Source organism: Paenibacillus amylolyticus (assembly GCF_036894225.1).
Lineage (GTDB): Bacteria > Bacillota > Bacilli > Paenibacillales > Paenibacillaceae > Paenibacillus > Paenibacillus amylolyticus.
Map to the genome: position 1 here is coordinate 3,444,238 of NZ_CP145892.1, position 14,007 is coordinate 3,458,244.

A 14,007-nucleotide genomic window follows, 5' to 3' on the forward strand; every position below is an offset into this window, starting at 1 on the left:
CATGGAAATACGCCAGCTAAAAACCTTTTGGACACTTGCATCGACCTGCAGCTTTAGTCAAACTGCTGAATTATTGAGCTATGTACCGTCTACCATAACCATGCAAATCAAATCGCTGGAAGAAGAGCTCGGGGTGAAATTGCTGGATCGATTAGGCAAAAAGGTTGTGTTAACGGATGCTGGCCAACAGTTTCTGCCGTATGCCACTAAGATATTAAACGATGTAGAGGAAGCAAAGTGCATATCCAGTCAGCACGGAGAATTGGCGGGAACGGTTGTGATCGGAGCAGACGAAGTGCTGTGTGCATATCTTCTTCCAGCCTTGTTCAAACGCTTCCGAGCGGACTATCCTGGTGTGCGGTTATTGTTCCGCCCCTTGTCTGGGCAAGAGCTTAAATCAAGTCTGAGAGAAGGGCATGCCGATGTCGTTTTTGTATTGGATGAGCCTATTAATTCCAGAGACCTTCACTCAGAGTTTTTAAAGGATGAGACCTTTCAAATGGTGGTTTCTCCCGATCATATGTTAGCATCGCGTTCCGAGTTGGTCATTGATGACTTCCACAAACAGCATTTTTTGCTGACCGAAAAGAACTGTTCGTATCGCACTTATTTTGACCAATCCATAACGAAGAAAGGTGCAGATGCTCTGACAGAGCTGGAGTTTCATAGTGTAGAAGCCATTAAACAATGTGTTGCGGCTGGTCTAGGGATCGCTTTATTACCTGAAATGGCTTTGAAGAAAGAGTTGAGCGATGGGGAAGTGGTTGCTCTGCCGTGGAATTTATCAGATGTATCCTTTTCTGCGCAAATGCTCTGGCATCGGGAAAAATGGATCTCTCCGTCCATGGCTGCTTTCATGGAGGTCGCCAAGAGTGAGTTGATTTGATTGTTCAGAATTTGTTTAGATGTATGTGTTAAACTATTCTTCATGGAGATCGTGATGTTAAATGGAATCAACCTTCAACAACATGATACAGATATATATGGGGGATTAGCAATGGAGAGAAAGATTAGAAATTCTGCAAAAGCATTGATCATTAAAGACGGGAGAATGCTTGCAATGAAGCAGGATGATAATGATGAAGTCATCTACATTCTGCCTGGTGGGAGCCAGAATGCAGGTGAAACCCTGACGGATGCTGTGAAGCGTGAAGTTGCGGAAGAAATCGGAATAGATGTAGAACCGTTATCACTGGAATTTGTCATTGAAGGTGTATATGGTGAAGCTCTTCATCGTGTAGATTTTGTTTTTTTATGCGAGTACATAGGTTTGATGGACCAAGATAGTTCTATTCTGCCAAGTGACGAAAATCAGGTGGAATTTGAATGGCTTGAAATTAAAAATATATACGAACTACCTTTATTTCCTTCAAAATTACGAAAGCAGATCATTAGATTGGTTGATGGAGAAAAAACGGTTATGTATTTAGGAAATGAGGAAGATGACGACCTGAATAGTTAGATGTGCACACGTCGTAAACAAGCGGCCGTCTTGTATTTATAAAGGAAAGGCTATTTCAAAGGACATGATGGTCCAGTGAAATAGCCTTTTTGTCGTTGAACAAAGTGTACAGAGCGATTCAAAAATGAACATCTATGATAAGGGGTTACACTAGGCCAGGAGTTATAGTTCTTGTTGCTTCACGCCTGCTGTCATATTTTTCTGACCCCATATTACCATGGATTCAATTAAAGGAACCAATTCCTTGCCTGATTCTGTGAGCGAATACTCCACTCTCGGTGGCACCTCGTTATATTGCTCCCGATGCACGATGCCGGAATGAATCAAATCTTTCAAACAGTTCGTTAACATCGTTCCGGTAATGCCAGGCAGTCTTCTTTTTAATTCATTGTAACGTATACAGTCATTTTCACTGAGGATTGCCAGGATCGGAAGATTCCACTTGCCTCCAATGACCTGAAATGCATAAGTCGCTGGACATAACTGATCGAAATTAAAGTCGTATTTCACTTGATACCCTCCAATAGTATACTTTTTGATACTAAGTCAGAAAAAGAATCGTACTTGTTCAGAAGATTGTAGACATTATAATCAAACTAACACAAGAAAATCAATTCATAAGACAATATAAAGGCGGGATAAACGTGAGTAACGAATCAATGATGTGTGATCTGGAAACAGGCGTATGTGGTGTGAATGAGGAAGAGGCGATGCAAGAAATCAATCTGAATCATGTTGAGAAAAGGATAACTCTATATTACGCAACAGATCCGATCTGCTCTCACTGCTGGGCGCTTGAGCCTGTGCTTCATCGGTTTATTGAGGAATACGGCCATTATTTTACGCTACAAATCAAAATGGGTGGGCTACTGGCTAACTGGAATGGTTTCTCGGATGGCGCTAACGGGATTCAGAAACCTTCGGACGTTGCAGCGCATTGGAAGGAAGTGGGTGAACATTCACGCATGCCCATCGACGGTTCCTTATGGCATGATAATCCAATACTTTCTTCCTATCCGCCATCTCGCGTATTTAAGGTCATTCAGAGTACACACCCTGGGAAAGAGCAGGACTTTTTAAGACGTGCGCGTGAAGCCGTATTTGTATTTAATCGAAATATTGGAGAAGATGATGTGCTGACGGATATCGTCAATCAACTGGGTTTAAATGGTAAAGAAGTGGTTGAGGCGGCTGCACAGCAATCTGCACAAGAGTTATTAGAGGAAGACTTTGAGAGTGTGGCTAGTTTGGGAGTTAGAGGTTTCCCATCCATTATCATTGTGAATGAAGAGAACCAGGGTATGAAAATTGTCGGAGCGCGTTCTCTTGAAACATATGTGCAAGCACTTCAGGAGGTGCTTGGTGGTGATCTGAAACCCAAACAGATAACCTCGTTGGAGCAGAAAATCAATGAGGGACACCTTCTTTTTTCTAAAGAAATGGAGGTTATGTACAATCTCGAAAAGACTGATATTGAATCATATGTGAAATCTGAATTGGCAGAGCACACATATCGTATGGGTCATATTTTGAATGAGATGTATATTGAGCATATCTGAGACAGGAGCCGTGTTAGAATCTTCCTGCTTTTGGCACACGGATGTGTTATTCGCACAGGCAAGTCGTCCACCCATTGCGTAGACTGAAGTAGATCAAGTCAAGTGAGGTGAATTCCATGGCTAAGACCAATGAAATACACGTCCGGGTGAAACGGCTGAAGGATCGCCCAGTCTGCGTGACTCTTCATAATGGCGAGACGTACGTCGGGTACATCTCTGGCGTTAACAGCGAAGGCGTAGTGCTTACCGGGGGAGGAAAGCTTACTCAGGCCGCAATCACAGCACCCTCATCTGAAGGCAGTGCTCGCAAAACCAAACCTAAAGCAGGGGCTACGAGAAAAACAGCATCCTCTCGAAAACGTAAACGGGTGAACAGCACTCGTAAGTCACAGGTACGATCCCGGTCGATGTCTCGTTCATCGTCTCGGTCAGCTCAGGTATCCTCTTTCATGCCTATGCTAGGCTCGTTGTTAGGTGGCTTCGGCGGAGTTGGCGGTGCAGGCTCAATTGGAGGTATGTTAGGCGGGGGTATGCGGTTGTTTGGCATGATCCAGCGGTTTACACCTGTGGTTAAAATGGGGTATGGCATGATTAAGCAGATTCAGCCATTTATGGGGGCAGTTCAAGGGCTGATGACTCCAGCAAGCCAAGCAGCTCAGGCTGAAACCGAAGTTGAAGAGGAAGCACAACAAGGATAATACTTGAAATGAAAATCGTGAAATAGAACACAACCTTCGTTGCATTTGGGAAGGAAGGATTGCTAGTATGTTGGGTGATCTGATCTCTTTCTGATCTGTTCTGTTCCTTATCTTCTCCGCTAGATGCTTAACTGCAAGCTGCTCTCCGTACGGCAAACGGAGGGTGGCTTATTTGCTTATGCTGTAAATGGGGTTCGAACCAGCTCGATTTCGCATGCTTGCTCAACGCTAACGAACCTCAGAAACCTTATTCGGGTCAATATCAAGCCATTAAAATGCTAACGAACATGACAAATCCTATTCGCTGCAAAATGTAGGAGATAGTATGAAAAAGGGGGCTGATTCTGCAACATAGCTTCTCCTGTGTTCGTTAGAATTAAAATTCGCCCGAAACGGGTTAAATAAGACTCCCTGTGTTCGTTAAATTCGTTCGTTGCGAGGAATAAAAAATGAGGTTTCAAATACGCGCCACACTTCTAACTTTGGAACTATGTAGTTGGGCCGTTTGCCATCATACAGCAAAAAGCACCGCGCGCAGGGAGCTACACGCGGTGCGAAAAACAATGCTGATGTTGCAGAGTAGGAGAAAACTCTATCCCGCTCTTATTAAGCCTGTTTGGTTTCGAGGCGAATCACGTTCCATGATGCTTTGTTCAAGACTGCTTGCACTTTACCTTGGTCAACCGTTGTATATCCGCCGTTGTGAGGAACAACGTTACGTGGGTTTTCTTTGGTATTGGTGGCTTTCAAGTCGTTGTTCTCCAATACGATATGCTCCACAAATGTGGTTTCGCCGAAGGAACGCAGATCCACATTCAGTTCCAACTTCTCATCCAGATGTCTGTTCACCGCAAAGATTGTGATCGTGCCGTTCTCTTCATCATGCACACTGATCGCTTCGAGATAAGGCACATCTGTAAAGTCTTTGGAATCATATTTAGGTGAAGTTGTGATGGATCGCAACACCGTACCACGACCGAAGTTGGATGCGTGCATGAACGGGAAATACGTCGTCTGGAACCAGATTGCTCCGTTATTTTCCGTCATGATTGGTGCAATGGTGTTAATCAACTGAGCAAGGCAAGCCATTTTTACACGGTCGGCGTGCTTGAGTATGGTAATCAGATAACAGCCCACAGCTAGTGCATCTTCATGTGTATACACATCTTCAAACTCTGGAGGCGCAATCTGCCACCGTTCTTCCATACGGCTTGTGCCGATGGATTTCCAGACATTCCATTCATCCAGAGACAGCATTAATTTCTTTTTGCTGCGTTTCTTGGCTTGTACAAAATCACAGATCGAAGCCACACTATCAATAAATTGATCCAGATCAAGCGATGTCGCCAGGAAGTCATACGTGTTGTCTTTATTGTTGTTGTAGTACTGATGCAGGGACAAGTAGTCCACATTTTCATAGGTGAGATCAAGCACGGTTGCTTCCCAATCTGCAAATGTACTCATGTCACGGCTGGAACTTCCGCAAGCCACAAGCTCAATTTCCGGGTCTACCCATTTCATCGCTTTAGCGGTCTCATTGGCAATACGGCCATATTCATATGCAGTCATTGCACCAATCTGCCAAGGGCCGTCCATTTCGTTGCCTAGACACCAGGTTTTGAATTTATGCGGGTCCTTGTAACCGTGAGAGATACGCAGATCACTCCAGTATGTGCCAGATGGGTGGTTGCAGTATTCGATCAGGTTTCTGGCCGCATCAATGCCGCGAGTACCCAGATTTACAGCCATCATGACTTCGGTTCCAACCAGTTTGGCCCAATCTGCAAATTCGTTTGTTCCTACCGCATTTGTTTCAATCGTCCACCAAGCGAGTTCAAGTCTGCGTTTACGCTCCGCTACCGGACCAACGCCGTCCTCCCAATTGTAACCGGATACGAAATTGCCGCCCGGATAACGAACGATGGGTACATTCAAAGCCTTGATCGCTTCAATAGCGTCCTGACGGAAACCTTGAGCATCTGCGGTGGGATGACCTGGATCATATATGCCGCCGTATACGGCCCGTCCCAGATGTTCTATAAATGAACCATAGACACGCGGATCTACTTCCGCAATCTGAAAGTCTTTATCAATAAGCATTTTTGATGTAAGCAATGGGAAAACCTCCATAGAATTAATTTTAGGGTTGTAAGAAACTTCATTTCACAATGAGTTCGCATAAAAGCAAAATCAACTCATTGATTTGTTATCTAATGTGTATCATAATGCTATTATGCTGAGCAAGTTTATTTCGCAGGGTTCGCTAAATAACGAATTCTAAATCAATAATTATGGATTCTATAGAGATAGGGAAGTGAAGTTCATGATGCTTGGCACGGATGCCACATCCTTGATCATATATGAGGCGCTCGCCAGCGAGGCCCGTTTAAATATCGTTCGCTTATTATTGCAAAACAGGGAGATGCATATCAATGCGCTTGCCAAAGAGCTGTATCTGAGCAAAGCCATCGTTAGTACACATGTGAGCAAATTGCAGAAAGCGGGCATCGTAGGCAGCCGCATGAAGCGTGAGAACGGTGGAACGTATAAATACTGCTTTATTCTGCAAGAATTTATGACTATCAATCTCTCCCCTGAACCAGTTGATGCTCCTTATCATGAAGTCTCTATTCCGGTTGGTCAGTATACGGATTACGAAGCCTGGCCCACCTGTGGCATTGCAACAACAACGCAGATGATTGGGCATTATGATACCCCGGCCTGCTTCATGGACCCGGATCGGGTCAATGCAGGTATTCTTTGGTTGGCACGAGGTTTTCTGGAATATAAGATTCCCAATTATCTGAATACAGAACAGCGTCTCCAGGAAATTGAAATTTCACTCGAACTCAGTTCGGAAGCACCCCAAGTTAATGAAAACTGGCCTTCCGACATCCGTTTTTCCCTTAATGGTCATCACCTCGGAACCTGGACAAGCCCAGGGGATTTTGGAGATCGGAAGGGCAAACATACACCGTTATGGTGGAAATTGGACGTCAACCAGTATGGTGTACTGAAGGTGCTACGTATTAACGGAGAAGGGACGTTTATGGATAGCCAGCGCATCTCAGATGTGCGTATCCATGATCTGGAGCTGGATTCATCCACTTACTGGACGTTTGGATTAAGACCGGAAGAAGGGGTGCCCGGTCGAGGTGGACTTACGTTGTTCGGGAAAGGGTTTGGCAACTACGATCAGGACATTTTGATACGGTACTATTACGAGGCTGCTGAGTTATAAATTTGGCTAGTAAAATGTGGAATATTAGGATAAGATGTAACCATCTGAACAAAAAGGAGCGTTTTTAAATGTCTAACAAGGTGATTTTGCTTTAGGTTCACAGAAGGATATTTGCGTTACAGAGATTCCTTTTGTGGACATTGCAGTGCGGGAAACCGTCCAAACAATGTTTACTGGAGGAGATTATTATCAATTTTAACGAAGCTGTTAACATCAGCAATACGCATGTATTGGCATTGGTATCCGAGTTGTTTGACCTGGAGGGTTACAACATTCAGCTTATTCCGCCTCATGAGGGTGGACGGAATGTCGTTTACACCTGTGAGCAAGATGGACGTGAATCGCTAATTCTCCGAGTGTCTTTTTTGCCTGACAGAAAGCGTGAAGATTACATTGCCGAACTGGAGTATGTCCGGTATTTATTTGAGCACGGTGCAAGTGTCTCGAATGTAGTCAGCTCGAAAAAGGGCGATCTGTTAGAAGAGGTCACTTATGGTGAGCATACGTTCTTTATCTGTATGTTTGTGAAGGCCACAGGGAAGTTGCTGGTAGAGAACCATTATCAGTACCGGGAAGGCATTCCACTTAGCGAATACTATTATAATAGCGGTAAAGTTCTGGGCAGGATGCATCAACTATCGAAAGGGTACACTCCCGTCCATCGCCGGCATCATTTGATTGACAATTACAGCGGTGAATATATCGATAATCTGGTACCTGAATCATTCCCTCTGCTTAAGGAGAAGATGGTTGAGCTTCTGAATATCTTACAAGGTTTGGATACAAACCAAGAGACATTCGGCATGATCCATTTTGATTATAATGACGGGAATTACTCGATTGATTTTGATACCGGTCAGATCACCGTGTATGATTTTGATAATTCATGCTTCGGTTGGTATATGTATGATCTGGCAGATCTATGGACACATGGCGTCGGCTGGATTCAATTTGAGCCGAATGAGGATAAACGCAAACAGTTCATGGATGACTATTTCCAAACCGCTCTCGCTGGATATACTTCCGAAACCAAGATCGAAGATTCGATGCTGGAGAAGCTGCCTTTATTTATTCAAGTCACTCTCTTGGAGAATATTCTAGGTCAATTTGAGGAAATGCAGCGTGCTGGCGAAGAACCGGAAGCTAACGAAGAACTGCTGTATCTCATTAAATGTCTGGAAGAGGATATACCGTATAAAGGATTTTTCCATGAGATGTATTCCACTGAAGCTCCTTTTGAGTATGAGGGACGCTGAAGGGACCTGTACGTAAACTAAACCCTGAATAACCAAGGATTCATCAAGTGGGGAGGCAGCCGGATCGACCGGTTGCCTCTTTGTTTGTCTGCGGTATGTTATTCAAATTTGGAAGGGGGCACGTTGTAGAATTTTTTGAATGCTTTGGAGAACGTAAAGGGATCGGGATAACCCAGAAATCCGGCAATTTGCTGGATCGTATATTTTTTCTCGTACAGATAGTCTCTGGCCCGGTTCATTTTGATCTGATTGATATACTGCCCCGGTGTAATACCGAGAATTTTTTTGAACAAAGAAATAAAATATTTCTCAGAGACGCCAGCAATATCTGCAAGTTCGTTAACTCGGATGGCACGATGCAGATTTGCATCCACGTATGGGAAGACATTCTGCAGAACTTCCAGACTTCCTTCGATCTTCCTCGGTTTTCGGTCTTTCAGAAACTCACCCTGATACAGCCCTTGCCTATGTAATTCCAAAATTTTGGCGATGACGAGAAGTAGAGAGGCTTTCAAATAAAGTGGACTGGCGGAAGCGCCGCTACTCTGCTTGAATCTTTGATAGGACGAGGTGAACAGTGTTGATTCCTCATGAATTAGATTGCCAAGTACGATGCCCTGGAGCTGAAACTCGCCGAGAATCCGCTTCTGCTCAGCGATGCTGAAATCAAAGTGCATGTATACGAATCGGCACAACTCTCCGGTCGTGGAAGCCGTGTAGGGCATATCCGGATAAAAAAACACGACGTCGCCCGGGTTCGCCATATGCTCGATTCCATCGATGGTAATTAGCACGGAGCCAGCTGTAATGAACCACAGATCATAATCGGAATGAGACTTGTACTCCGTCCAATTACTGTCGTGTGTTTGTTCCAAATAAGAGCTCATGCGAAGTGTGATATACTCCGAAAGTTCGTCGAGTATACTCATATTTACAGTTCCTGTATGCATCTAATCCAACTCATTCCTCTCTACTTTATGACATCCTTCATTTTTGACTATCATAACAAAGGATTTATCTCTTGTTAACTATCGTACGATATGACATGTTTTGAAAACTATCACACATTCCGATTCCAGCCCACTCACCTATAATGAACTTATATCGTTAAAAGGAGGGGTTATTAATGAATGCTACAAGTACTCAGCATCCAAAGGTAGTTGTTATTGGGGCGGGCAGCCTGTTTTTTGGTCGGCAGTCCATCTGGCAGATGGTACACTCCCCATATTTGAATCAGGGAACGCTGGCTTTGGTGGATACGGACGAGGAACGGCTCTCGAAAATGGTGAAATTAGCGGAAATGGTCGCCAAGGAGAACAACGCATCCCTAAAGATTGAGGGTTCAGTGGACCGAAGACAGGTACTACCGGGAGCCGACTTCGTTGTGCTCAGCTTTGCGGAAGAATCGGTGAAATATCGGGGCATTGACTGCCAGGTTTCTCTAAAGTATGGAATTCGTATGTGTTCCGGCGATACAATTGGCCCTGGTGGAATCTTTCGCGCGATGCGGGAACTACCGGTGATCATGGAGTGCGCCAAAGACATAGAGGAGCTGTGTCCAGATGCGTGGGTGATCAATTATATTAACCCGTCTACCGTTCATGGCATCGCATTACATCGATATGCTCCGAAGCTTAAATCGTTTGCGCTGTGCGATAGTCATCATATGCCGCATAAGAAAGCCTATTATGCCGTACGAGCCGGAATCATCAAAAATACAAGCCAGTTTACCGCAGGAATAGACCAGAAATTCGATTTTCGTATCGCAGGTGTCAATCATTTCACTTGGCTGCTCAGAGCCGAGTATGAAGGAATAAATGTGATGCCCACGATCGCAGAAGCCATGCGCAAGCTGGCAGGTGAGGAGAACAACGGCGGTGATCGCGGCGCAAAAGCTCTTTTTAACGATGCGATTACCTATGAACTGTATGATATTTTCGGAATCATTCCCACTTGTACGGCGCATACAAAGGAATACGTTCGGTATTGGCAAGGTCTTGGCAAAACTGCGGACACGATTCCCCCATTATCGATCTGGGAGACAGAGGACAGATATCAGCGTCACGATGAGATGTGGCAGCAGGTGGATGACTTTCTTGCAGGGAACATCCCGATTGCCGATTATATGAGCACCTTCGGACCAGATCATGCGACCGACATCATTGAGAATATGGTAGGGAACTTGGGCAAAAAATTCTTCATCAATACGCTCAATCAAGGCGCGGTAACCAATATGAATAACGATTCATTCCTGGAACTACTGTGCGATGTAGATATGGATGGGGCGAAACCACTCCATGTAGGCGAGATGCCGCGTGGGATAAGAGGGATGCAAGAACTTGTACTGGATACGCATGAGCTTACGGTTGAAGCTGTTCTGGAACAGAGCTACGAGAAGCTGAGAAGGGCGATGCTCACCGACCCGCTCGTGAATTCCATCAGTGACGCGGACAAGATCATCCATGAATTGTTGGAACTGGAGCGTAAGATGATTCCGGATGTTTGGTATAAGGATAGACTGCAGTATAGCTAAGAACGATAACGAACAAAGACCACGTCGGTCCCTTCCATGGGACTAACGTGGTCTTTGTTTTTATCGTTTGTCATGTATCAAGAAATCCTACTCCACTTTAAACAAGCCAGCATGGTCTTCATAGTACGAAGTAATAAAATCACGGAATTCTCTTACAGCAGGAGATAACCATTTTTGTTTGACCCAGGAGAGGCTAATTGGATATCTCGCTGAATCATCAGCAATTTTTACATAACGTAACCCCAGTGCTCTACACACGGAGATCGGAAGTAATGCAACACCCTGATTAAGCCTGATAATTTCAAGCAGGGTATGAGAATCGACCTCAAATGCATGATTGGGCAGAAAACCTGCTTTTTCACAGAGCATGGTGGTAAATCGGCTGTACTCCTTATTATCGGCAAGGGAAATAAAGGGCTCGTTTGCAACAACACTTAGTGAGACGCTTGTCTCTCCGCCGTATGCATGATTCGTGGGTACAACCAGAACAATGTCCTCCTCAACAAGAACAACACTCTCAATCTCCTCATCCTGAATCGGATGTCCCGTAATGCCCAGATGCATGTCGCCTTTCTTCAAACCTGTAATAATTTCACTGCGTGTCCCAATACCCTGATGAAGCTTAGTTTCGGGGGAACCGTTGATATAGTCACTAATGAGACCTGTGAGGAACCGAGTATTCGTAATCGAGATCCTGATCGTATTGGATATTTGCTGTTCCTCCGCTTTAATCTCCATCTCTGCATTTTCAATTTCAATAAAAATCCGGTTTACATGCTTCAATAAAATCTCACCTGAGGAATTCAATTGAATGTTTCTTCCTCTCCTGTGGAATAAGGGGGTACCCAGTTCATCCTCAAGTCTTTTAATCGTTAAGCTTAGGGAAGGTTGAGCAATATTCAATTGTGCAGCTGCTTTGGAGATATGTTCAGTATAGGCAACGGTTTGAAAGTATTTGAGCTGAAGCAATTCCATTCATTCGCACTCCTTATTTATTCTGATAAATATATATAGTACTTATTATGTATTATATTAAATTTAAATATTGATGTAGAATTTTTTTATGAGATACAGATCAAATTTTAAATAACAAAAATGACTATATAAGTTGAACTACTCATTTACACAATAACGGAGAGGACAGAAAAAACCTGAAAAAGCGAAGCGTTCGCCTACAAGCTTTCTGAAAGAAAGCTGCATCGGAAGCATAAGCTATCAACGGATTTTCACCTTTAGAAAAGGGAATCGAAAAATCTGGGGATAACAGCGATTGGAAGGTTGTTCTGTCATCGTAGTGTCAGTGTAAATAATCTTTAGTTCAACTTATATAGAACCAAAACATAAGGTAGGTGTCTTTGATGAAAATCGATGTGAATAACATAGCTAAAAATCTGAATACACCCCTAACAGCTCCGGCATATCCAATGCCACCGTACAAATTCGTGAATCGTGAATATTTGAATATTATTTACCGGACCGATGAAAAAGCGTTGCGGGCAGCCGTACCAGAACCTCTCGAAATTACTGAACCACTGGTTAAATTCGAAGTGATGTGGATGCCAGATGTTTCTGGACTGGGTGCATATACAGAAGCTGGACAAGTTATCCCTGTACAATTCAATGGGGAGGAAGGCGATTATGTGCATTCGATGTACGTAGACAATTTCCCCGCGATTGCGAGTGGTCGAGAGCTCACCGCCTATCCGAAAAAGCTGGGTGCGCCCAAGCTGTATACCGATTCAGATACACTTGTCGGCACACTAGATTATGGAACGCTGCGTGTAGCCACGGCAACGATGGGATATAAACATGTGGAGATGGATAAAGAGTTCGCCAAACGTGAAATATGCCGACCTAATTTTATGATTAAGATTGCTACCGACTATACCGGGAATTTAAGAATATGTGATCTGATCCGTACTCAAATTACGGACATCGAAGTGAAGGAAGCTTGGACAGGACCTGCCCGACTTCAACTGTTCGAACATGCGTTGGCACCTCTTGCAGATCTGCCTGTGTTGGAAGTGGTGTCAGCTTCTCATATCCTTACCAACCTAACCTTAAACGCTGCACAACCTGTATATAGCTACCTGGAAGAAAAATAAGGAGGAAAAATAAAATGAGAATTGCAATTGTAGGCGCGGGATCTTTGGGAACCATCGTAGGTGCATACCTTGCGGATGGTGGACTGGACGTTGAGTTAATTGATGCATATCAAGAACATGTAGATGCTTTAAATCAGACCGGTGCTAAAGTGACGGGTACCACAGAGTTTCAGGCCAAAGTAAAAGCCATTACTCCTGATCAGAAATCAGGACAATATGACCTCGTGTTACTTTTAACCAAACAACTCTACAACGATTCCATCCTTCAGGAATTAATTCCATTCTTGAATGAAGACAGTATGGTGTGTTCCTTGCAGAACGGGATTCCGGAAGAAAAAGTGGCGTCCATCGTGGGTGAAAAACGTGTTATTGCAGGCTCCGTTGAATTCGGCGCTACGTTCATTGAACCAGGTGTATCAAGTCTGACTACCGAGTACACTCAATTTAAGCAGTATGCTTTTCAGATTGGCGAATTAAATGGTGAAATCACCGAACGAATTCAACGTGTGAAATCGGTGTTGGACCTTGTGGGTGGAACTCATATTTCCGATAACCTGGTTGGAACCAAATGGTCCAAATTGCTGATCAACAATGCATTCAGTGGTTTGTCCGCTGCATTGAATGGGGAATACGGAGACATTATTGATCATGAAGCCGGCATTGTGAGTGCAGCTCATATTGCGGACGAGACGATTAAAGTTGCTCGCGCCAATGGGGTTACCTTGGTTAAAATGAATGGATTCGACATCGCTTCACTCGAACTGAACAGCAAAGAAGATATCCCTGAACGGGTGAAAACATTACGTTACGTGATGGAGCCCTCCAGACTGCTCAAAGCAAGCATGCTTCAAGATCTGGAGAAAAACCGCAAAACGGAGATTGATTACATTAACGGAGTTGTTTCAAGCAGGGCAGAAGGTACGGGAATTGCGACACCTTATAATGATTTAGTTGTAAAACTGGTCAAATCTGCTGAAGAAACTCAAACCGTTCCTGATTTTGACACGAACATAAAAGCTTTTGAAAAACTATTAAGTGTTCAAAAATAAATTCAATTATTTCAACTGAAAGTCGCTAATATAGCGGCTTTTTTGTTGTATCAGTAAATCCTGTCAGGTTTAAATTTAAGACGAGGAGACTGTTTTTCGTATTT

General features: G+C 43.9%; 13 protein-coding genes. 9 read left to right on the forward strand and 4 right to left on the reverse strand.

The features are described from left to right. Position 1 precedes the first annotated feature (1 nt). Both V6668_RS15390 and V6668_RS15395 read left to right on the forward strand, forming a co-directional pair. Complete coding sequence (locus V6668_RS15390; protein ID WP_338708866.1) at positions 2 to 886, forward strand: LysR family transcriptional regulator; 885 nt, start codon at positions 2 to 4, stop codon at positions 884 to 886. A gap of 42 nt (positions 887 to 928) precedes the next feature. Then, positions 929 to 1,462, forward strand: coding sequence for an NUDIX domain-containing protein (locus V6668_RS15395; protein ID WP_338708867.1), 534 nt, complete (start codon positions 929 to 931; stop codon positions 1,460 to 1,462). Positions 1,463 to 1,624: 162 nt separating this feature from the next. Here V6668_RS15395 and V6668_RS15400 read toward each other — a convergent pair whose 3' ends face one another. Next, positions 1,625 to 1,972 carry a helix-turn-helix domain-containing protein gene (locus V6668_RS15400; protein ID WP_338708868.1) on the reverse strand — a complete coding sequence of 116 codons (348 nt, stop codon included), beginning with the start codon at positions 1,970 to 1,972 and terminating at the stop codon, positions 1,625 to 1,627. Positions 1,973 to 2,106: 134 nt separating this feature from the next. Between V6668_RS15400 and V6668_RS15405 the strand changes: the two genes are divergently transcribed. Both V6668_RS15405 and V6668_RS15410 read left to right on the forward strand, forming a co-directional pair. Continuing rightward, positions 2,107 to 3,021 carry a DsbA family protein gene (locus V6668_RS15405; RefSeq protein WP_338708869.1) on the forward strand — a complete coding sequence of 305 codons (915 nt, stop codon included), beginning with the start codon at positions 2,107 to 2,109 and terminating at the stop codon, positions 3,019 to 3,021. Between the two features lie 116 nt (positions 3,022 to 3,137). Further along, the gene (locus V6668_RS15410) at positions 3,138 to 3,719 is read left to right on the forward strand and encodes a hypothetical protein (protein WP_338708870.1); all 582 of its coding nucleotides are present in this window, start codon (positions 3,138 to 3,140) and stop codon (positions 3,717 to 3,719) included. A gap of 606 nt (positions 3,720 to 4,325) precedes the next feature. On the opposite strand, the gene V6668_RS15415 is transcribed toward V6668_RS15410, so the two are convergent. Further along, entirely contained in the window at positions 4,326 to 5,819 is a 1,494-nt protein-coding gene (locus V6668_RS15415) for an alpha-N-arabinofuranosidase (RefSeq protein ID WP_338708953.1), read from the reverse strand. Between the two features lie 223 nt (positions 5,820 to 6,042). On the opposite strand from V6668_RS15415, the gene V6668_RS15420 reads away from it, so the two are divergent. Next, positions 6,043 to 6,960, forward strand: coding sequence for an ArsR/SmtB family transcription factor (locus tag V6668_RS15420; RefSeq protein WP_100527840.1), 918 nt, complete (start codon positions 6,043 to 6,045; stop codon positions 6,958 to 6,960). A 140-nt stretch (positions 6,961 to 7,100) separates the two neighbouring features. Then, positions 7,101 to 8,216 carry a phosphotransferase enzyme family protein gene (locus tag V6668_RS15425; RefSeq protein WP_338708871.1) on the forward strand — a complete coding sequence of 372 codons (1,116 nt, stop codon included), beginning with the start codon at positions 7,101 to 7,103 and terminating at the stop codon, positions 8,214 to 8,216. Positions 8,217 to 8,314: 98 nt separating this feature from the next. Here the strand turns inward: V6668_RS15425 and V6668_RS15430 are convergent, their stop codons facing one another. Next, positions 8,315 to 9,145, reverse strand: a complete 831-nt coding sequence (locus V6668_RS15430) for an AraC family transcriptional regulator (protein WP_338708872.1) — start codon at positions 9,143 to 9,145, stop codon at positions 8,315 to 8,317. A gap of 197 nt (positions 9,146 to 9,342) precedes the next feature. Here V6668_RS15430 and V6668_RS15435 point away from each other — a divergent pair, with 197 nt between their 5' ends. Then, a complete protein-coding gene (locus tag V6668_RS15435; protein WP_100527842.1) occupies positions 9,343 to 10,749 on the forward strand; it encodes a glycoside hydrolase family 4 in 1,407 nt (468 codons plus the stop codon). Between the two features lie 87 nt (positions 10,750 to 10,836). Here the strand turns inward: V6668_RS15435 and V6668_RS15440 are convergent, their stop codons facing one another. Then, complete coding sequence (locus tag V6668_RS15440) at positions 10,837 to 11,724, reverse strand: LysR family transcriptional regulator (protein WP_100527843.1); 888 nt, start codon at positions 11,722 to 11,724, stop codon at positions 10,837 to 10,839. 383 nt (positions 11,725 to 12,107) lie between these two features. Between V6668_RS15440 and V6668_RS15445 the strand changes: the two genes are divergently transcribed. Continuing rightward, positions 12,108 to 12,854, forward strand: a complete 747-nt coding sequence (locus tag V6668_RS15445; RefSeq protein WP_100527844.1) for an acetoacetate decarboxylase — start codon at positions 12,108 to 12,110, stop codon at positions 12,852 to 12,854. A 14-nt stretch (positions 12,855 to 12,868) separates the two neighbouring features. After that, complete coding sequence (locus tag V6668_RS15450; protein WP_338708873.1) at positions 12,869 to 13,903, forward strand: 2-dehydropantoate 2-reductase; 1,035 nt, start codon at positions 12,869 to 12,871, stop codon at positions 13,901 to 13,903. Positions 13,904 to 14,007: the final 104 nt, after the last annotated feature.